At 57.1% G+C, this 18,549-nt stretch carries 18 protein-coding genes; 8 read left to right on the top strand and 10 right to left on the bottom strand.

Translation table 11 applies throughout. The features are described from left to right. Positions 1–40: 40 nt before the first annotated feature. The 7 genes from ACOVRA_RS02965 to gltX all read right to left on the bottom strand — a co-directional run bounded on the left by ACOVRA_RS02965 (position 41) and on the right by gltX (position 7,950). Positions 41–2,347: a TonB-dependent receptor gene (locus ACOVRA_RS02965; protein WP_421718984.1), complete on the bottom strand. Its 2,307-nt coding sequence runs from the start codon at positions 2,345–2,347 to the stop codon at positions 41–43. Positions 2,348–2,412: 65 nt separating this feature from the next. Continuing rightward, on the bottom strand, positions 2,413–2,850 hold the full coding sequence (locus tag ACOVRA_RS02960) for a DUF2946 family protein (protein ID WP_421718983.1): 438 nt from the start codon (positions 2,848–2,850) through the stop codon (positions 2,413–2,415). A 75-nt stretch (positions 2,851–2,925) separates the two neighbouring features. Further along, positions 2,926–3,639 carry a M23 family metallopeptidase gene (locus ACOVRA_RS02955; protein WP_421718982.1) on the bottom strand — a complete coding sequence of 238 codons (714 nt, stop codon included), beginning with the start codon at positions 3,637–3,639 and terminating at the stop codon, positions 2,926–2,928. A gap of 158 nt (positions 3,640–3,797) precedes the next feature. After that, positions 3,798–4,019, bottom strand: coding sequence for a DUF2093 domain-containing protein (locus ACOVRA_RS02950; protein ID WP_290801264.1), 222 nt, complete (start codon positions 4,017–4,019; stop codon positions 3,798–3,800). Between the two features lie 90 nt (positions 4,020–4,109). Then, the gene (locus ACOVRA_RS02945; RefSeq protein WP_421718981.1) at positions 4,110–5,024 is read right to left on the bottom strand and encodes a hypothetical protein; all 915 of its coding nucleotides are present in this window, start codon (positions 5,022–5,024) and stop codon (positions 4,110–4,112) included. Positions 5,025–5,154: 130 nt separating this feature from the next. Further along, positions 5,155–6,459: a citrate synthase gene (gene gltA, locus ACOVRA_RS02940; protein ID WP_298230142.1), complete on the bottom strand. Its 1,305-nt coding sequence runs from the start codon at positions 6,457–6,459 to the stop codon at positions 5,155–5,157. A gap of 51 nt (positions 6,460–6,510) precedes the next feature. Then, complete coding sequence (gene gltX, locus ACOVRA_RS02935; RefSeq protein WP_421718980.1) at positions 6,511–7,950, bottom strand: glutamate--tRNA ligase; 1,440 nt, start codon at positions 7,948–7,950, stop codon at positions 6,511–6,513. Between gltX and ACOVRA_RS02930 the strand changes: the two genes are divergently transcribed. After that, positions 7,949–10,162: a ComEC/Rec2 family competence protein gene (locus tag ACOVRA_RS02930; protein ID WP_421718979.1), complete on the top strand. Its 2,214-nt coding sequence runs from the start codon at positions 7,949–7,951 to the stop codon at positions 10,160–10,162. The two genes, gltX and ACOVRA_RS02930, sit on opposite strands and share 2 nt — an antisense overlap. Positions 10,163–10,212: 50 nt before the next feature. On the opposite strand, the gene ACOVRA_RS02925 is transcribed toward ACOVRA_RS02930, so the two are convergent. Beyond that, positions 10,213–10,884: an alpha/beta hydrolase gene (locus ACOVRA_RS02925; protein WP_346382428.1), complete on the bottom strand. Its 672-nt coding sequence runs from the start codon at positions 10,882–10,884 to the stop codon at positions 10,213–10,215. Between the two features lie 152 nt (positions 10,885–11,036). Between ACOVRA_RS02925 and ACOVRA_RS02920 the strand changes: the two genes are divergently transcribed. The 4 genes from ACOVRA_RS02920 to ACOVRA_RS02905 are packed head-to-tail and all read left to right on the top strand — an operon-like array spanning position 11,037 to position 14,527. Next, positions 11,037–11,513: an Rrf2 family transcriptional regulator gene (locus ACOVRA_RS02920; RefSeq protein WP_298228525.1), complete on the top strand. Its 477-nt coding sequence runs from the start codon at positions 11,037–11,039 to the stop codon at positions 11,511–11,513. Then, a complete protein-coding gene (locus tag ACOVRA_RS02915; RefSeq protein WP_421718978.1) occupies positions 11,513–12,664 on the top strand; it encodes a cysteine desulfurase family protein in 1,152 nt (383 codons plus the stop codon). Before ACOVRA_RS02920 ends, ACOVRA_RS02915 begins: the two co-directional genes overlap by 1 nt. Before the next feature lie 16 nt (positions 12,665–12,680). Continuing rightward, positions 12,681–14,147 carry a Fe-S cluster assembly protein SufB gene (sufB, locus tag ACOVRA_RS02910; RefSeq protein WP_421718977.1) on the top strand — a complete coding sequence of 489 codons (1,467 nt, stop codon included), beginning with the start codon at positions 12,681–12,683 and terminating at the stop codon, positions 14,145–14,147. Next, positions 14,144–14,527, top strand: a complete 384-nt coding sequence (locus tag ACOVRA_RS02905) for a VOC family protein (protein WP_421718976.1) — start codon at positions 14,144–14,146, stop codon at positions 14,525–14,527. Before sufB ends, ACOVRA_RS02905 begins: the two co-directional genes overlap by 4 nt. 5 nt (positions 14,528–14,532) lie before the next feature. Here the strand turns inward: ACOVRA_RS02905 and ACOVRA_RS02900 are convergent, their stop codons facing one another. Further along, positions 14,533–14,913, bottom strand: a complete 381-nt coding sequence (locus ACOVRA_RS02900; RefSeq protein ID WP_421718975.1) for a type II toxin-antitoxin system VapC family toxin — start codon at positions 14,911–14,913, stop codon at positions 14,533–14,535. 2 nt (positions 14,914–14,915) lie between these two features. Further along, positions 14,916–15,305 (bottom strand): type II toxin-antitoxin system Phd/YefM family antitoxin, encoded by a 390-nt coding sequence (locus tag ACOVRA_RS02895; RefSeq protein ID WP_421718974.1) that lies wholly within the window; start codon positions 15,303–15,305, stop codon positions 14,916–14,918. 62 nt (positions 15,306–15,367) lie between these two features. On the opposite strand from ACOVRA_RS02895, the gene sufC reads away from it, so the two are divergent. Genes sufC through ACOVRA_RS02880 form a run of 3 tightly spaced genes read left to right on the top strand, consistent with a single transcriptional unit; the run spans position 15,368 to position 18,539 of the window. Continuing rightward, complete coding sequence (sufC, locus tag ACOVRA_RS02890) at positions 15,368–16,114, top strand: Fe-S cluster assembly ATPase SufC (protein WP_421718973.1); 747 nt, start codon at positions 15,368–15,370, stop codon at positions 16,112–16,114. Then, positions 16,114–17,298: a Fe-S cluster assembly protein SufD gene (sufD, locus tag ACOVRA_RS02885; RefSeq protein WP_421718972.1), complete on the top strand. Its 1,185-nt coding sequence runs from the start codon at positions 16,114–16,116 to the stop codon at positions 17,296–17,298. The genes sufC and sufD overlap by 1 nt, the downstream gene beginning before the upstream one ends. After that, positions 17,295–18,539, top strand: coding sequence for an aminotransferase class V-fold PLP-dependent enzyme (locus tag ACOVRA_RS02880; RefSeq protein ID WP_421718971.1), 1,245 nt, complete (start codon positions 17,295–17,297; stop codon positions 18,537–18,539). The genes sufD and ACOVRA_RS02880 overlap by 4 nt, the downstream gene beginning before the upstream one ends. The last annotated feature ends 10 nt before the right edge of the window (positions 18,540–18,549 follow it).

The following is an 18,549-nucleotide window of genomic DNA, read 5'->3' as shown; positions in this document are numbered from 1 at the left end:
GGGCTTGGATAGGGGCTGAGACGTCTGTCATGGTGGTCTCCTAAAGTTTCAGCTTTACGTCCAGCACAAAGGTCCGCTGGGGCAACGGGTGCGAGACATAGGCTTGGTCATTATTGATGTTATCTACGCCTAGATTAAGCTGGACCTTGTCAGTCATGTCATAGGTGAGACGGGTGTCGAGGAAGAAGTAATCGGTCTGGAAGCCGTAGACGTCGCCTTTGCGGCCAAACAGGTCTGAAGTCGGAGTGGTGGCCTGCCGCCATCCCAAAGAAGCACGCCATTTCGGGCTGAACTTATAGCGGAAATTACCACTGGAGCGCCATTCTGGAATGCGTGGGAAGCGGTTGCCGACGGTTTCTGGATTGGCAAGATTGCGAATGGTGGTCGCGTCCATCTTGCTGACGCTAACATTCAGATCGAGACCTTCGACCCATAGGTCCTCGGCTTCGAAAATCAGTTCCATGCCTGATTGCGTGACCAGATCGACATTCTTGAAGCTCGAAACGACGGCCCCGAATTGATTGAGGCCACTGAAGGAGAAGATGGCGTCCTCTATATCTTGATAGAAAGCACTGGCCGTAATCTGCACAGGACCGACCTTGCCTCGACCCATCAAAGTGATGTCAGTCGAGCGTTCAGGGCGCAAATTCGGATCAAAGCTTTGTGGATCGATTTCACGCGTGACGTCGTCGATCCGCCCTTGAAACAATTCACCCACAGTCGGGAAGCGGGTCGCACCACCCAACGAAAGTTGTACTACGACGCCCTCCGTGACTTCAGCTTGGATCGAAGCTTTTGGGCTGAAAGCACTGTCCGTCCGGGTTGGATAGGCATCGGCCAGCAGCACCGTTCCAGATTGGCGTGCAATTGAGCCGTCAAAAGCCCGCCACCGGTCATAACGGCCGCCAAGTGTGAGGGTAACCGTGTCGGTCAGATCAACAGCATCCTCTACCCACAGGCCAAGAGACTCCGTCTTGCCAGCGGTTGAGGACGCAAAGGTCCGCCCTGTTGCCGCGTTCCAATTGGTGACGTTGAACGTGTTTTGCGCCGTCTCATAGAGATTGGCATTGAGGCCAAAGCCGACATTGTGATTGACAAAGCTCTGGTCAAACGTGATGTCAGCAGCATACCAGCCGGGATTGTCCTGCACTTGATAAGTGCCTGCGCCATTGAACTGGCCCGTTAGATAATCGCGCGAAGTCTTGGTATTCCAGATCGGCATCCAATAGCGCGAAAAATTGCTGCGGATATCCCACCCCGCCAAAGCACCTGTAAGCTTAAGGCCTGCAAGATATTCGGTGCGTTCAAATTCTGAGGAGGTAAGGCCAGTGGCATTCCAAATTTGGTTGTTAAAGCGCACGCGGCCTTGGCCGACAGGTGCCCCATTGGCATCTTTCAAGAAGGTGCGGGTATCGCGCAGGGTTTGGTCTGTCGTCCAACCAAATAGCATGGCGTCGGCCGTCCAGCCTGGTGCAAAGTCATAGGCGACCCGAAGGCGGGCTTGATTTTGGACGACGTCAACCGGGGAGGCCGCTCCAAAAACCGGCGTTGCAAGCTCTGGGTCCACAAAGGCGCCGGTAACAGCCGTTGCCGCAGCTGTGCCAGTTGCAGGGGTGAGGAGGTTGTAAGTCATGGACTGGCCGACATTGTCGAACCGGCGGAAGCCCGCGCGCAGGCGCAGCTTGCCGTCTTTCGTCACATAGGTGACACCACCCTCAACGCTATAGCCTGTGAAGGTTTCATCAAAGCCATATTCTTCAAATGGCATGATCATGGTTTGGGCGTTGAGATAGGCACCAGTCTTCTTGGGCTCGTCAGTGGTGACCGAGACTACTCCACCCATCGAATTGCCGCCATAACGGGCAGAATAGGGGCCATAGACAATGTCAAACTGGCGCACATCTGCTGGGCCAACTACATTCCATTTCGGAGGAAAGGAGAAAGAGTTCCCGAGGAAGTTGGAGACCAGAAAGCCATCCACCATCACAATGGTCCGTGCGCTTTGAACTGTATTGGCACCGCGCAGGGCCACCACCGCATTATCATCGCCTGCAAAGCGTTTGCGGACGAAGAAGTTCGGCGCATATTTCATCAAGTCTTCGACATTGATGGCATTGACCGCTTCAAAGTCCGCTTTGCCGAGCGAGACAGACAAGCCTCGCGGCACGACTGTGATCGGGGTGTCTCGCTGGCCGACAACGATGATGGTTTCGGTTGGCTTTTCGGAATCCGAGGCCGGAGAATCCTGCGCCAAGAGTGCGCTCGGAGTGGACAGGCAAGTTGCGGCCAATAGGGCCTTTAAAAAGAGCATATTGCGCCCACGCGGCGCTTTTTTGAGGGGGGTCATAATAGGGTTTCCAAGTCGAGAAATAGGCAAGCCGATGGAAGACCATCAGCGCGGCTTAAAGGATCTCAAACTTGGATAGGTGGCCCTGTTTTGGGTGGAGGTGGGGCGGCAAGGCCTAAGCCCGGGGCGACAAAGCTTGGTTGAATGACTGTAGGCGAAACAACGGCTTCAAATTGCACGGCCATGCTGGCCGCCTGCGGGGCGGCAAGTGGCACACCTTGGCCAGCAAAGGCGCATTTGGACCCATCATGGTCAGACGGCAGGCCCTGATGGTCACTGGCGAGGGCCTCTTCACCATGAGCAAGGATTTGGCCATCGCCATCCATAAAGGCGGTGACATTGCCTTCGGCAGTACAGAGCACGATGGGCGTGAGGCCGGCCGCTAAAGCTTGGGGCGCGACCATATAGCCCACGGGGATGGCGACCTTGATCGCAATCGCCAGCATCCCCACCCAGAGATGGAGTTTTTTCAGCCAAGAGTGCGTTGCGGAGGCGGGGTGCATCGGGTCTCGCTAGGCAGGCGCAACCAAAATGTCCAGCCTGATTGGCATTTACTTCGGCCTCAAATGGGCTGAGGTTCAGGCGGATTGCACCCGCAAGCTGGGGTCCAGATTGCGGCCGCGCCAGCGCATCCGCCAGCATAAATGCGGCCCGGTGGCGCGACCCTTAGAGCCGACATAGCCGATCAAAGTGCCCGGTGTGACACGTTGTCCCACCTCAACCGCCAAAGCGCTTTGATGCAGATAGGTGGTGATCAGGCCTTGGCCGTGATCAATCGCCACCATGCCCCCTTCAAAATGCATGTCGGGCTCTGCCAGCACAACAAAGCCGCTCGCAGGGGCATAAATGGGAGTTCCGCGCGCGGCACCCAGATCAATGCCGAAATGGGGTCGCTGGCTCTTGCCATTCAACATACGCGTCGCACCCCACGGGCTGGTGATGCGCACATCATCGAGTGGCCAGCGGAAAGCCTCTTCAAAACCGCGTGCAATTTGGTTGTTGCTGTCAAAGGCCTGACGCTTCAAGGCCGCGTCCGCCTCAATACGGGCAAGCGCTTCAGCCGGAGGGTCGATGGTAGCTTTAGGAAGGCCGCTGACACTGGTGACTTGATAGGCGCGCGGCGCGACATCAAGGCCGAACCGGGCGATGGTTGGCCCCATTGAGATGGAAATCAAGGCCTGTGATGGCGCGTCGCGGTCAAAGCCCATGACAAAGCGGCCGTCGCTATCGGCTTGGGTCGTGATGCCGCTGGCATCAATTTGAGCACCCGGCACCGTTGTGCAAATCACCACGCCTGACTGTTGCGGCGTGCCTGAAAAGCTGAAGGGCAGGGGTGAATGACGGGATTCAGGCGATTGGGCTAAGGCGCGGTCGCATCCGCTGGAAAGGCCCGTTAAGCCAAACAGCCCACCAAAAACAAGGGTGCGCCTAGCAAGATTGGTGTTGAGATTTAGGCGCGTGCGTTCACTTGCTTCCAGCGCGTCGTCGCTGCTGCTGCATCCACATAGGCTTCCTGCAGTTCGACCGACCAATAGCGTAAATCCTCCAGCGGGATGGGTTTCCCCGTCACGGCACAGCGCACAAACTTGCCGGGTCGCACAATGCTGAGTTCGGGCGTCCCGTAATGAACTTGGGCGGCACCATCGCCAAAAGATTTCAGATGATCAAGCATGCGTGTCACTTTAGGCGAACTTTGGCGGCGGTGCTAGTGTTTGAAGCAACCCGCAGGCTGGTTTTGATTACATGCACGCAAACATGCGGGCTAGCGCTTTTTGGGTGGTGGAGGTGTTGCTTGAGGAGCCGCCTTTTTGGGTGCGGTGGGGTCTTCTCGCAACCCCACTTGGTTGATCGCGGCCGACACAGCATCTCGCGCCGCCTTTTCTACCATTTCTTCCACGGCCCTTTGTTTCTCAGCCACTTGGCTAGGGGTGAGGCTAGGCGTTTTACCTAGCAGGACATCCAAGGCTGCGTGTGGCGATTTGGCTTCATACATGTCCGCATAGCCGCGGGTCACTAGGATTGGAGTCTGGCTTGTGTTGCGTCCAGGAAGATCTGCGAAGCAGGCCATTGTATAGAGGTAAGCGCAGAATATTTGATAATCGCCGCCGCGTACCGCTTCATAGAGGTCGCGCTCCATCCCGCCCCGCCACTCCAGTCCAGCAGCCAAGTTGGGCATGATTTTCCCAGATGCCCAAGCGGGAAGTTTTGATGCGTGGAACGGGTCAAGTTGAAAGGCAGACTCAAACCGACCAATTTGATCCACTTGAGGGGCAAACTCTTTCGGCAGAATCACAAGATTGACTTCTGCGCCAGCGGTCACCCACCGATTATGTTGCTCCCAAACTCCATTGCCGGACTGTTTCCAAACGGTCATGGCAATTGCGCCAACACCGGTGCTGCAATCACCGTCATAAGCCGCAATCAACTTCATCGCGCGGCCATCGGCTTCAGATGCTGGCAAGTTTTTAATTGCCGCAGCGGCGCAGCGGCCCTGCTTCTCCAAGTCTTGATTGAGTTTAACTTTATCAAGCTTGGTCGGCCGGGCAATTGCGCTGGCCGATCGAATGTAGTCCTCCCAATGCGGCATCATCGGCCGCTGGCTTTGGGCTTCGGAAAATGTTGGAACGACGCTTGCAAGCAGCAGCGCACAGACGGAAACCACAGGCTTTTGCAACATCGGCTCCAGAAGCAGAAAAAACTATCCCACTACTCTAGGCAGCAATTTGACTCTGTCAATCAGAAGCGTCGCGCGCAATCAAAAACGCGCGAGCTTTTGGCCCGCGCGTTCAATCAGATTGTTAGTATGCTTAGCGATTGATGATGGGCACGTAATCGCGTTGGGTAGCACCGGTATAGAGCTGACGGGGGCGACCGATTTTTTGGGCAGGATCGCTGTTCATTTCGTCCCACTGTGCGATCCAGCCCGTGGTGCGGGCCAGAGCGAAAAGCACGGTGAACATTTCAACTGGGAAGCCCATCGCCTTCAACGTGATGCCCGAATAGAAGTCGATGTTTGGATAGAGCTTGCGGCTGACGAAATACTCATCATTCAGCGCAATCTTTTCAAGCTCCATCGCGACCTTCAACAGTGGATCGTCCTTCACGCCAACTTCGGCCAGCACTTCGTGGCAGGCTTGCTGCATCACTTTCGCGCGGGGGTCGTAGTTTTTGTAAACGCGGTGGCCAAAGCCCATTAGACGCACGCTGGAATTCTTGTCTTTCACTTGCGCGACGAAGGCTGGGATATTGTCCACGTGGCCAATCTCTTTCAGCATGTTCAGGGCTGCCTCGTTGGCACCACCATGGGCAGGGCCCCACAAGCAGGCGATACCCGCGGCGATACAGGCAAATGGGTTTGCACCCGAAGAACCCGCCAAGCGGACGGTTGAGGTCGAGGCGTTTTGCTCGTGATCGGCGTGCAGGATGAAGATTTTTTCCATCGCTTTAGCGAGCACGGGGTTCACGACATAGTCTTCAGCCGGCACGGCAAAGCACATGCGCAGGAAGTTTGCCGCATAGCTCAATTCATTGCGCGGGGTCACAAATGGTTGGCCGAGCCAATATTTGTAAGCGCGTGCAGCGATGGTTGGGATCTTGGCGATCAAGCGGTGCTGGGTGATCTTGCGTTGGATCGGATCATCAATGTTCAAGCTGTCGTGGTAGAAGGCCGACAAAGCCCCCACGGTGCCAACCATAACGGCCATCGGGTGCGCGTCACGGCGGAAGCCTTCAAAGAAGCGGTCGAACTGGGCGTGCAACATCGTGTGATAGGTGATGTCGTGCTTGAACTTATCAAACTCGCCTTGGTTCGGCAGATGCCCTTCCAACAACAAATAGGCCACTTCGAGGAAGTTGGACCGCTCTGCCAATTGATCGATCGGATAGCCGCGATGCAGCAAAATACCTTCGTCGCCATCGATGAAGGTGATCTGGCTTTCGCACGAAGCGGTCGAGGTGAAACCTGGGTCGTAAGTAAAAGCACCCGTCTCTGCATAGAGTTTACGGATATCGATCACATCAGGGCCGGTCGCGCCGCCATAAATTGGCAAGTCAATCATCTTGCCTTCGAAATCAAGTTTAGCGGTACCCTTTGGTTCTGCTTTGCTTTCCATATTCATGCCCTCTTGTGTTTTGCTCGTAACCACAGTTTCCACGACAGAAGTTTACATCACGTCTCCAAGACGCGCTAAGCTTTCATCTCTGCCTAATAGCTCTAAGGCGATTGCCAAATCTGGTGCCGGAAGGCCACCCGTCAGTGCAGCGCGCAAGGGTGGACCGATTTTGCCAAAGCCAATGCCTTCGGCTTCAGCAAACTTATCCAGTGCCGCTTTGATCTCTGTATGCTGCCAAGTCTCGACATTTGCCAAGATCGGCTGCAGGCGGCCAAGGCGTGCGACCGCTTCTTCAGACAGTGTCTTTTGTGTCTTTTCATCTCGCGGCAATGGCCGCTGCGCAAGGATAAAGCCAAACTGGTCGTAAAGCTCCGGCAAAGTCTTGGCCCGGTCTTTCAGATACGCCACGGCAGCGGCGAGTTCGGCGTCTGACTTGGCAATCTCTGGCTGGCCCGCACGCGCGGCATGCTCTCGCATGAGTGTCACCAAGCGCTGGTCATCGGCCAAGCGCATGAAATGGGCGTTCACGCTGCCCATTTTGGCAAAGTCTAAGCGCGAGGGGCTTTTGCCGAGGCCTTCTAGGTCAAACAGTTCCAAGGCTTCTTCGGTGCTAACAATGTCCAAATCCCCCTTGGACCAGCCAAGGCGCAACAAATAAGCCCGCATGGCTTCGGGCAAATAGCCCATGTCGCGATATTCCTCGACGCCCAATGCGCCATGGCGCTTCGACAATTTCTTGCCATCATCACCATGGATCAAAGGGATGTGCGCATAGGTTGGGACTTGCCAGCCAAAGGCGTGGATCAGGGCAGTCTGACGTGCGGCATTGGTCAGATGGTCATCGCCTCGGATCACATGGGTGACGCCCATATCATGATCATCCACCACCACGGCCAACATATAGGTTGGCGTCTGGTCTGAGCGGAGCAGGATGAAATCATCAATCTCGCGCCCGGCAGTGGTCACAACACCTTGCACCTTATCGTGCACGCGGATGAACTCATTTTCGCTCGGTGCGCGCAGACGGGTCACGAAGGGGGCACCCGCTGGCGGGGTTCCAGAATCGGCATTGCGCCAAGGCGAACGGAAGGCGAGGCCTTTGGCTCGCGCGGCTTCCTTGAGGGCTGTTTCTTCTTCGCTGCTCAAATAGCAACGGTACGCTTTGCCGGCTTCAACAAGGCTTTCAGCGGCTTCCTTGTGACGACCAGCGCGGGCGAATTGAAACAAGGGTGGGCCGTCGGCTTCCAAGCCCAACCAAGCCAGGCCATCGAGAATCGCTTGCACCGCCGCGTCGGTCGAGCGCTCGCGATCAGTATCTTCAATTCGCAAAAGATATTTGCCACCTGCTTTTCGTGCGTAAAGCCAGTTGAATAATGCCGTTCTTGCCCCTCCAATATGGAGGTAGCCCGTCGGCGAAGGCGCAAACCGCGTCACAACATCCCGGCCTGTGGCTTCGTGTGTGTGGACTGTCGTTTCGGTAGGAGCATGCATGATGGCTGGGGCTTCTGAAAAAGAGGCAAATCAAAGGACGGAACAGGCCAATGAACTTGGCCTCCGCCGCCTCATAACACGCCACCGTGAAGGTGAAAGTGATCTACGCACTTGGATGCAGGATCGGTTACAGGAAATCCGCGATCATGACCGCGATCGACTGGTTTTGTGGCTGCCGGTTGGCTTTGCCTTTGGGGCAGGGGCGACCTGTTCGGTGCGCGCAGATGATCCCGCTTTTGTTTGGGTGATCCTGACATTTCTGGCACTCGGCCTGTGGCTTAGCTGTAGCTTGATGGCGCAGCGCAGCTCTGACCAGCGTCTCGCCAAAGCCATCTACACGCTAGGTCTTCTCAGTCTTTTCGCCGCCGCGTCTTTGGGTGGGGGCGCGTCGGGCCTGTTGCGGGCAGAATCGGCGAAAGCGCCGCGAGTCTCCGATGTCAAAACGCCTTATCTTGTGACAGGCTATGCAGAGCAAATTGACCGCACCCAGCGCGGAACTTGGCGCGCCAAGATTGTGGTCGAAACGCTGTCGCAAACGCGCTTGGAAGCACAGCCCAAATCGGTTCGCGTGGCACTCGCCCAAGACGAGCCGCCAAAGCCCGGCCAGAAAGTCAGGTGCCAAGCGTTTTTGAGGCCACCTCCGGGACCTGTTGTGCCCGGTGCCTATGATCATGCGCGGCGGGCTTGGTTTCAAGGATTGGGCGGGGTTGGCTATGCGCTTCGGCCCTGCACCGTGATTGAAGCATCCCCGCCTCTGACCCAATCCATTCAATTTCGATTGGCGCTTTGGCGCGCCCAGGCCGCGCGCTCAATTGTCGAGGCAACAGACAGTGATGGCGGTGGATTTCTCGCAGCAGTCACCACAGGCGACCGTGCTTGGTTGAGCGAGGCAGATGTGGAAGCCTTACAGGCGTCTGGCCTGTCTCATGTCATTTCTGTCTCTGGCCTGCATGTCGGCTTACTGGGCGGGCTAATTTATTTGGTGATCTGGAAGCTCGCGGCTTTGGTGCCCGCACTTTCGCTAAGACTTGACGCGCGCAAGATTGCTGCAGTCATCGCGCTATGTGGTACCGGAGCTTATTGTGTGTTCACCGGGGCAGAGGCCCCAGCTGTGCGGGCCTTCATCATGTCGGCCATTGCCTTTGGCGCGATCTTGTTGAACCGCAAGGCCATCTCCATGCGCGGCCTGGCCATCGCCGCAATCTGTGTTCTGGTCGCTCTACCCGAGAGCGCAATAGACCCTGGCTTCCAAATGAGCTTCTTGGCTACAGCAGCTTTGGTCGCTCTATGGGAAATCTGGGAGCGGCGGCGCGCAGGTGCGCCAGAGCTTGGCCTGTTTCAGCGGGCTGCGATGTGGCTGGGCGGGGCAGCGGCAACCAGCGTGGTGGCAGGCCTTGCTACGGCCCCAATTTCAGCAGCCACCTTTGGACGCGTGTCCGTCTGGTCGCTGCCCGCCAATCTAATGGCGGCCCCGATCTTGGATTTTTGGGTTGCACCCTTCTCAGCGATCGCGGCAAGCCTTGCGCCTTTTGGGCTGGACGATTGGGCGTGGCAGGCAGCCGCATCAGGCTTGAGTGTCACACTTAAGATCGCGCATTGGATTGCAGCCCTGCCCGGGGCGAGTGCGAGTGTCTCTTGGACCAGTTCGACAGCCCCCTTAATCCTGATCGTCGCAATCCTTTGGCTGACGCTCTGGCGATCTTGGTTACGGCTTTTGGCGATTGTCGCGATCACGGCTGGGTTGGCAATCTGGGCTTTCAGTCCCAAGCCGGTTGCGTGGATCGGCCCAGAAGGGCGGGCGATCTTGGCAACGCCACATGGGCAAGCCGCCAGCCTATGCCGCACATCAGGCGGGCGATTTGATGCGACGCGCCTTCTCGATAAAGCTGGCCTCAGCCAAGGGGACGTCGCGCGCCTGTTGCCCGAAGGCGAACATCGGCTTGCGCGAGGATGCACGCTGGGTGAAGGCGATTGGGAGGGCCGCTATGTTTATGCGGGTCGCGGGCGCGGCGTGCTGACGATCGGCTTTGATGGTCAGTCTCACGTCTTTGGGCGCGGCGACATTCCCACCGGTGCCCTATTGATGCGCAACGGGTGGCGGCTTTATTTTTACCCTGCCCCGCCGAGGCGCGGTCCTTGGGCCAAAGATGCGGCCGACCCCGGGGCAGCCGTACAAGCCAGCGAACCGCTGCTTCTGGACCATGAAGAATAAAGACCTAAGCGCAGGGCGCTCAGGTCTCTCATCGGTCAACAAGACTGCGTTTAGCGGCGCGGCGGTGGCGCGATCTTGCGCGGCTCTGCCAAGCGGCGGTCGAGATAAACGGCGGCACGATCCCGCAAGACATCCAGTTCATTACGGTAGAAATGGTCTGCGCCTTCAATCTGCTCCCACTCAACCAATTCGCCCTTTTGTGTGCGGATTTTGGAAGCCGAGCGTTCAAGGTCAGCCGGTGGGGAGACTTGATCGTTGGACCCGTAGAACATCATGCCCGAGGATGGGCAGGGGGCCAAGAACGACAAATCATAATGGTTGGCAGGCGTGGCGACCGTGATAAAGCCGTCGATCTCAGGGCGACGCATCAGAAGTTGCAGCGCGATGTAAGAGCCAAAGGAATAGCCAGCAACCCAAGTGACTGGGGCAACCGGGTTCTGGCCTTGCAGCCAATCCAGCGCGCTAGCGGCATCGGATAATTCGCCTTGGCCATTGTCGAAATTGCCTTGGCTGCGACCGACGCCACGGAAATTGAAGCGCAACGTGGAGAAGCCACGCTCGACAAACAATTTGTGCAGCATGACGGTGACGCGGTCTTGCATCGACCCGCCAGCTTTGGGGTGATTGTGAAGGATCAAAGCGATCGGTGCATTTTCCGATTCAGCTTGATTGTATCGGGCTTCGAGACGCCCAGCGGCGCCAGTAAGGATAAGTTCGGCCATGATGCTCAGTTTAATTCTTGACCTACGGGGTCGGGAATACTAGGTCCAGTAAAGGACCGGAACGGGCTCGTATCATAGGCCCGTATCAAAAAGCCAAGTTTTTCCGCAATGGCGCTGCAAAGTGTCCAAAAAGCGCCGAAAGGACTGCCGCAATGGAATTGTCGACCAAGGGACGTTACGCCGTGATGGCGATGGTGGATTTGGCGCTCAACAGCCCTGAAACGGGTTCATCGGCGCGATCTGTCAATCTGGGCGAAATAGCTGAGCGGCAGGAGATCAGCCAATCTTATCTTGAACAATTATTCGCCCGGCTGCGTCGTCGCGGGCTTGTGGAAAGTGCACGCGGACCGGGTGGCGGCTATCGACTGTCGGCTTCACCAGAGGAAATCTCGATTGGCGCGATTATGCAGGCCGTTGAAGAGCCTTTGAAAGTGACCCGCTGCGATGCCCATACACGGGCTGGCTGTCTCAGTGGCAATCGTCGCTGCATGACGCATGATTTGTGGGACGAGCTCTCGCGCCATATCAGCCAATTCTTGGGCGCGGTGACCTTGGCCGATGTTTTGGCCCGTCAATTGCCCGGCAAGGCCGACGAGATCGCGCGCTATAATCGGGCGGCGGCTGAATAATGGATCGGCTGTACGCAGATCATAATGCGACCTCGCCGCTTCGACCCGAAGCGCGGGAAGCCATGCTGCGTGTGATGGACCTTGGCGGTAATCCCTCTTCTGTGCATGGCGAAGGCAGGTCCGCTAAGCGCGCCCTCGAGGATGCGCGCGAGAGCCTTGCCCGTGTCCTAGAATGTGGCGCAGATGCCGTGACCTTTACCAGTGGCGCGACCGAGGCGCTGCACCTTGCGATGGAAAGCGCCAAGGCCATGGGCTTTGGCCCAGTTTATGTTTCTTCGGTGGAGCATGATGCTGTGTGGTCTTATGCCGTCAAATTGTGGCCCGAGGCACAGCTAATCCCCGTCAATCAGGGTGCCCTTCTTGATGCGGCTTGGTTAGGCCAGGAACTGGATGGTCAAGGCGGTCAGCCGCTTGTGATTGCTCAAGGAGCCAATAATGAGACAGGAACAATCCAGCCGCTCAATTTGATTTCCACCCGTGTCCGCGCGGCCGGCGGGGCGCTTTTATGTGACGCCGTCCAACTCTTAGGCAAGGTCTCGGTGGCGCAGTTTGCCGGCCTCGCAGACTGGCTGGTCGTGTCCTCCCACAAGATTGGCGGCCCCATGGGGGCAGGTGCCTTGGTCGCAGCACCAGGTATCGACGTTTTCAACGCCCGTGCCGGGGGTGGGCAGGAGCGCGGTGCACGCAGTGGGACAGAAAATGTTGCCGCCATTGCCGGCTTTGCCGCTGCCGCCGCCGTTGCCTGTCAGGATGATGCCGTGCTGGCTTATCAGGATCTGACCTCCCAAACCCGCCACGCCTTTGAGTTGGCCTTGGCGGGCGCCCTGGCAGACGTCGACTTTGTCAGCCACAATGTCCGAAGGCTCACCAATACGTCTTGCGTGCTGGTGGATGGCTGGGAAGGTGCGCGCCAAGTGATGGCGATGGATTTGGCCGGCGCTGCGGTTTCTGCTGGCTCTGCTTGTTCGTCCGGCAAAGTCAAAATGTCCCGAATTCTGAAGGCTTGCGGCTATAGCGATAGCGCCGCAGCCTCGTCCATTCGCGCCAGCTTTGGCTGGTCTAGCCGTATCGAAGACGGCGCGCGCTTAGCTGAACTTTATCTACAAGCCGCAGCCCGCGCTGGCCGCACGCTTTCCAATCAAGCCGCCTGAAAGGCACCTTTATCCAATGCCCGCAGTAAAAGAAACCATCGACACCGTTGAAAGCATTGCCGATTACGAGCATGGCTTCATCACCGATATCGAAATGGAAATGGCCCCCAAGGGTCTAAACACCGATATTGTGCGCTATATCTCGGCCAAAAAGGGCGAGCCAGAATGGATGCTAGAGTGGCGTTTGGCGGCTTATGAGCGCTGGCTGACTATGCAAGAGCCAAGCTGGGCCATGGTCAATTATCCCACCATCGACTTCCAGGATTCCTATTATTACGCCGCGCCAAAAGCCAAGATCGAGCTTAACAGCCTCGACGACCTCGATCCAGAGATTTTGGAGACCTATAAAAAACTAGGTATCCCGCTCCGGGAACAAGAGGTTCTGGCTGGCGTCAAAGGCGCACCCCGAATTGCGGTGGACGCGGTCTTCGACAGCGTTTCGGTGGCCACGACTTTCCGCGAAGAATTGGCCAAATCAGGCGTGATCTTTTGCTCCATGTCTGAAGCGATCAAGGAATATCCAGACCTTGTGCGGCAATATCTGGGCACCGTGGTGCCTGTGACCGATAATTTCTACGCGACTCTCAATAGCGCCGTGTTCTCGGATGGCACCTTTGTCTATATCCCGCCCGGCGTGCGCTGCCCGATGGAATTGTCGACCTATTTCCGGATCAATGCGGCCGACACGGGCCAGTTTGAGCGTACCTTAATCATCGCCGATAAGGGCGCTTATGTCTCGTACTTGGAGGGTTGTACCGCGCCGATGCGCGATGAGAACCAACTCCATGCGGCGGTGGTGGAACTGGTTGTGCTCGACGATGCGGAGATCAAATATTCGACGGTGCAGAATTGGTATCCCGGCGACAAGAATGGGGTTGGCGGGATCTATAACTTCGTGACCAAGCGGGCAGACTGCCGGGGCGTGCGCTCTAAGGTCAGCTGGACCCAAGTTGAGACGGGTTCGGCGGTGACTTGGAAATATCCGTCCTGCATCTTGCGCGGGGATGAAAGCCAAGGGGCGTTTTATTCCATCGCCATCACCAATGGGCATCAGCAAGCCGATACCGGCACAAAGATGATCCATCTGGGCAAAAATACCCGCTCGCGCATTGTCTCAAAGGGCATTTCGGCGGGCAAAAGCAACAATACCTATCGCGGTCTGGTGAGTGCGCATGCAAAGGCCAAGGGTGCACGCAATTTCACCCAGTGCGACAGTCTGTTGATCGGCGATCAATGCGGTGCCCACACGGTGCCTTACGTGGAAGCCAAAACGCCCTACGCCACGTTTGAACATGAGGCGACAACGACTCGCTTGAGCGAAGATCAGCTTTTCTATTGCCGCCAACGTGGCCTGCCGACTGAAGATGCGGTCGCACTTTTGGTCAATGGCTTTGTCCGCGAAGTCCTTCAAGAACTGCCGATGGAGTTTGCGGTGGAAGCCCAAAAGCTGGTCGCAATCAGCCTTGAGGGGAGTGTGGGGTGACCACCATCGCCGCCATCGACCATGTTCAAATCGCCATCCCCGCGGGTGGTGAAGCGGTCGCGCGTGCGTTTTATGCGGACCTGTTGGGGCTGACCGAAGTGCCTAAGCCCGAGTCCATGGCAGCCCGCGGTGGGGCTTGGTATCAATCGGGCGGCGTGAAAGTTCATTTGGGTGTGGAACAAGACTTCCGCGCCAATGATAAGGCCCATGTTGCTTTCCGCGTGGCTGATGTCGCAGACCTAGCCAGCAAAGCCGAGGCGTCAGGCTTTAGGGTCAAGCATGATGATGAGTTGCCCGGCCATGTGCGGGCGTTTCTCTATGACCCATTCGGCAATCGGATCGAAATTCTCAAGCCAATTGGGGAGGTATCGCCATGTTAGCGCCTTCACCAAAGGGTTTTGACGCCAAGGGCTTGGATCGCTTTGTCCGAGCTTATCAAGGTCAGTCGTTCATTGAGCGCTTGGGCGGCAATCAATCGATCCCAAGGATCGCGATTGATCAACGGCAAGCGACTCGCCGCAGCGGCATGAAATGGATTGATCGAGAGCAATTCTGTATCGGCTTGGACCAAATGGGCTGTGATGTCGAAATCAACAGGCAGCCAGAGCTTGCCGAGCGCCACTTTGAAGTTGATTTCGTAGATGCTGGCAACGCTCGCACAAACCCGGTTTGCCGGATCACGGATCAAAGCGCGGATAGAGGGCTTGATCTTGTCGGGCATAAACAGCCCAAACAAGATCGCATTGGTATCAAGCAGATAAGCCACGCTCAGCCTTCGGGATCAAACGGCTTGGAAGCTTCGGCCACGCCCATCTGTTTGGCAGGCTCAAAGCCTGTGATCGCTTGCTCGCTGGACCAAGCGTCAAATAGTTCGGGCTCTAAGGCGTCTTCCGGGATAGGCCCTAGATGGGCGAGTGTTCCGAAAAGATTGGCTCGACTTGGCTTGGTCAAGTCCGGCCCATTTGCGGCAAGCAGCCGGACCGCCTCTTTCCCTTTGCGCGCAATGAAAACGGCTTCACCGCGTTCGGCCCGCTCAATCAGTTCTGAGAGTTTGGCCTTTGCTTCAGCCACATTCATCACGGTTTTCATGAAGCTTATGTACCAAAAATCGACCACTTGGTCAATTAACTTGGTCCAACTTCGCCGGGCTGGAGCCATGCAATGATCCAGTCAATCAGCCAATCAAACCACGAAAATCCTCCCACTAGAAAGACCCTCTCATGTTGAACATCAACAATCTGCAAGTCGAAGTCGGCGGCACAACGATCATTAAGGGCCTGACGCTTGCCGTGCCTGCAGGTGAAGTGCACGCGATCATGGGCCCCAATGGGGCCGGTAAATCGACTTTGTCTTATGCGCTGACGGGCCGCGATGGCTATGAGGTCGTCGGTGGAACCGCAACCCTCAATGGCGCAGACTTGTTGGATCTTGCCCCGGAAGAGCGCGCCGCAAAGGGCCTGTTCTTGTCGTTTCAATATCCACTTGAGATCCCCGGTGTTCCGACCCTGACTTTCTTGCGCACGGCCTTGAACGCCCAGCGCAAAGCGCGCGGCGAAGGCGAAATCTCCGTGCCGGACTTTATGAAATTGTCGCGCGATGTCGCCAAGAAGCTCGGTGTCACGCCGGAGATGATGAAGCGTCCTTTGAATGTTGGCTTCTCGGGTGGTGAAAAGAAGCGGATGGAAATCTACCAAATGGCGCTTCTCGACCCGCGCTTCATGATCTTGGACGAGACCGATTCCGGTCTTGATATCGATGCGCTCAAAGTTGTGTCTGAAGGCGTGAACGCGCTGCGCGGTCCCGATAAGGGCATGCTGGTCATCACCCATTACCAGCGCTTGCTGGACCATATTAAGCCTGACCGGGTGCATGTGTTGGCCGGCGGCCGCATCGTCGATAGCGGTGGGCCGGAATTGGCCCTGGCACTCGAGGCAGACGGCTATGATCGCTATAAGGATGCCGCTTAATGGCCTTAGCCGAATTGACATTATCGGCAGGTGAGGCGGCGCTTTTAAACGCTTTTCCGCCCACCGAAGCAGGCGATGCGGCCCGCGCGCAAATTGCCGCTGAAGGCTTACCCAATCGCCGGGTTGAAGCGTTTAAATGGACGGATCTGCGTGCCGCCCTTGCCGATGGAATCCCAGAATCCGATGGGTCGGCTGGCCTGATCCCGGCTTGCCTGCAAGATGCGTTGGTCTTGGACTTTGCCCCCGATGGCTTTGGCCTTGAGGGAGAAAAGGACCTGGGCCTCATCATCGAGACTGAAGACAGCTTAGAACTTGAAGGCGCAGGGCCCTTGGCCACGCTGGCTGTGGGCTTTGCCCCGCGTGCGGTGGTTTTGCGGGTAACACAAAGCCAGAGCCGCCCTGTTGTCTTGCGCCGCCACCCCGGCGCGCCGATGCGGGTGCGTTTGGAATTGGATGCGGGCGCGCGGCTGACCTTGATCGATACTGGCCTCGCCACCGCTGGTCTTTCAACGGGGCTCTTAGAAATTGAGATTGGCGCCGGTGCAGAACTGGTTCGCTATAGCCTTCAAAATGGTGACACGCAGGCAATCGAGCTTACCCACACGGCGGTGGATGTTGCCGACACAGGTCGCTATCACGCGATTTCGCTGATGTTTGGCGGCAAGCTTGCGCGCGCTGAAACCCATGTGACCTTAGCGGGCGAGGGCGCGAGCTGTTTGATACATGGGGCCTATTTGCTCTCCGGCCACACCCATGCCGACATGACCACAAAGGTCGTCCATGCAAGCCCGAACGGGCAAACGCGGGAATTGTTTAAAGGGGCGGTTCAGGACCGGGCGCGCGGTGTCTTCCAAGGTAAAATCCTGGTCGAGCGCGCCGCTCAAAAGACCGATGCCCGACAAAACCACCATGCCCTGATGCTCAGCGAAGGGGCAGAGATTGATGCCAAGCCAGAGCTTGAAATCTATGCCGATGACGTTCAATGCGCCCATGGCAACACGATTGGGGCGTTAGACGATCAAGCCCTATTTTACATGCGCCAGCGCGGCATCCCAGAGGCACAAGCCAAGTCCTTGTTGGTGGAAGCCTTTGTGACCGACGTCTTTGAGGCAATTGAGCACGAAGGTGTACGGGAGTGGTTTTCTGAGCTGGCACGTATGTGGTTGGAGGCGAGTTCATCATGAACGCCCAAACTCCAACCAATCCTGCGGCCTTTGATGTTGCCAAAGTGCGGGCGGATTTCCCGATCCTGACTCGGAAGATCCACGGCAAGCCCTTGGTCTATCTCGATAGTGCCGCCAGCGCGCAAAAGCCTGAAAGCGTGATTTCGGCCATGGCGGATTTTCAACGCACCTCTTACGCCAATGTCCACCGTGGGCTGCATACTCTAGCCAATGAAGCGACCCAAGCGTTTGAGGATGCACGCACTAAGGTCGCCCGCTTTATCCATGCTGGCAGTGCAGACGAGATTGTCTTCACCAAGAGTGCGACCGAGGCCATAAATCTGGTGGCCGCTGGCGTCAGCCAAAGCTTGAAGCCCGGCGATGAGATTGTCATCTCCGAGATGGAGCATCACGCCAATATCGTGCCTTGGCACATGGCAGCGCAACGATCCGGCGCGGTGCTGAAATGGGCAGCCATCACGCCGCAAGGCGCACTCGATATGGACTCGCTGGCCGCCCTCGTCGGTCCGCGCACCAAAATGGTGGCGATCAGCCATATGTCCAACGTGTTGGGCAGCGTGCAAGATGTAGCGACCATTGTGTCGCTTGCCCATCAAGTTGGGGCGCAAGTTCTGATCGATGGCTGTCAGGGCGTGGTGCACCAAAGCGTCGACGTCCAAGCCATTGGCGCTGATTTCTATGCGTTCTCGGCGCACAAAATTTATGGGCCGACCGGTATTGGCGTCTTACACGGCACCCCAGAGGCCTTGAACCTGTTGCCACCGTGGCAAGGCGGCGGCGAGATGATTGAGATCGTCTCCAAAGAGCTGATCACCTATAATGTGCCGCCGTTCCGGTTTGAGGCGGGCACGCCTGCGATTACCGAAGCGGTGGGCTTAGGCGCTGCGGTCGACTGGATGATGGCGCAGGATCAAGCGGCGATGCATGCCCACGAACAGGCCTTGCTAGATCATGCGATGGCGTGCTTGCGCGGCATTAATGGCATCAGTCTTTATGGCACTGCACCTGGCAAGGGCGGCATCATTGCTTTCAACATTGATGGTGCCCATCCCCACGATGTCGCCCAAGTCTTGGACCGTTATGGTGTCGCCGTTCGGGCCGGCCATCATTGTGCCCAGCCGCTGATGAAGGCCTTGGGCGTCACTGCCACCGCACGGGCGAGCTTTGCCGCCTATACCAGTTTCGACGATGTCGACACCTTTGTTGAAGCGCTTGCAAAAGCGCGCGATTTTTTGCTGTAAGGTCCACCCA

The organism is Aquidulcibacter sp. (assembly GCF_049239865.1).
Taxonomy (GTDB): Bacteria; Pseudomonadota; Alphaproteobacteria; order Caulobacterales; family Aquidulcibacteraceae; genus Aquidulcibacter.
This window is presented reverse-complemented; position numbering and strand designations above follow the sequence as displayed.

Excerpts from the sequence above, each read along its gene's own strand:
- ACOVRA_RS02965 (WP_421718984.1), bottom strand. The coding sequence starts at position 2,347 with ATGACCCCCCTCAAAAAAGCGCCGCGTGGGCGCAATATGCTCTTTTTA.
- ACOVRA_RS02960 (WP_421718983.1), bottom strand. The coding sequence starts at position 2,850 with ATGCACCCCGCCTCCGCAACGCACTCTTGGCTGAAAAAACTCCATCTC.
- ACOVRA_RS02950 (WP_290801264.1), bottom strand. The coding sequence starts at position 4,019 with ATGCTTGATCATCTGAAATCTTTTGGCGATGGTGCCGCCCAAGTTCAT.
- ACOVRA_RS02945 (WP_421718981.1), bottom strand. The coding sequence starts at position 5,024 with ATGTTGCAAAAGCCTGTGGTTTCCGTCTGTGCGCTGCTGCTTGCAAGC.
- gltA (WP_298230142.1), bottom strand. The coding sequence starts at position 6,459 with ATGGAAAGCAAAGCAGAACCAAAGGGTACCGCTAAACTTGATTTCGAA.
- ACOVRA_RS02930 (WP_421718979.1), top strand. The coding sequence starts at position 7,949 with ATGATGGCTGGGGCTTCTGAAAAAGAGGCAAATCAAAGGACGGAACAG.
- gltX (WP_421718980.1), bottom strand. The coding sequence starts at position 7,950 with ATGCATGCTCCTACCGAAACGACAGTCCACACACACGAAGCCACAGGC.
- ACOVRA_RS02925 (WP_346382428.1), bottom strand. The coding sequence starts at position 10,884 with ATGGCCGAACTTATCCTTACTGGCGCCGCTGGGCGTCTCGAAGCCCGA.
- ACOVRA_RS02920 (WP_298228525.1), top strand. The coding sequence starts at position 11,037 with ATGGAATTGTCGACCAAGGGACGTTACGCCGTGATGGCGATGGTGGAT.
- ACOVRA_RS02915 (WP_421718978.1), top strand. The coding sequence starts at position 11,513 with ATGGATCGGCTGTACGCAGATCATAATGCGACCTCGCCGCTTCGACCC.
- sufB (WP_421718977.1), top strand. The coding sequence starts at position 12,681 with ATGCCCGCAGTAAAAGAAACCATCGACACCGTTGAAAGCATTGCCGAT.
- ACOVRA_RS02895 (WP_421718974.1), bottom strand. The coding sequence starts at position 15,305 with ATGGCTCCAGCCCGGCGAAGTTGGACCAAGTTAATTGACCAAGTGGTC.
- sufC (WP_421718973.1), top strand. The coding sequence starts at position 15,368 with ATGTTGAACATCAACAATCTGCAAGTCGAAGTCGGCGGCACAACGATC.
- sufD (WP_421718972.1), top strand. The coding sequence starts at position 16,114 with ATGGCCTTAGCCGAATTGACATTATCGGCAGGTGAGGCGGCGCTTTTA.
- ACOVRA_RS02880 (WP_421718971.1), top strand. The coding sequence starts at position 17,295 with ATGAACGCCCAAACTCCAACCAATCCTGCGGCCTTTGATGTTGCCAAA.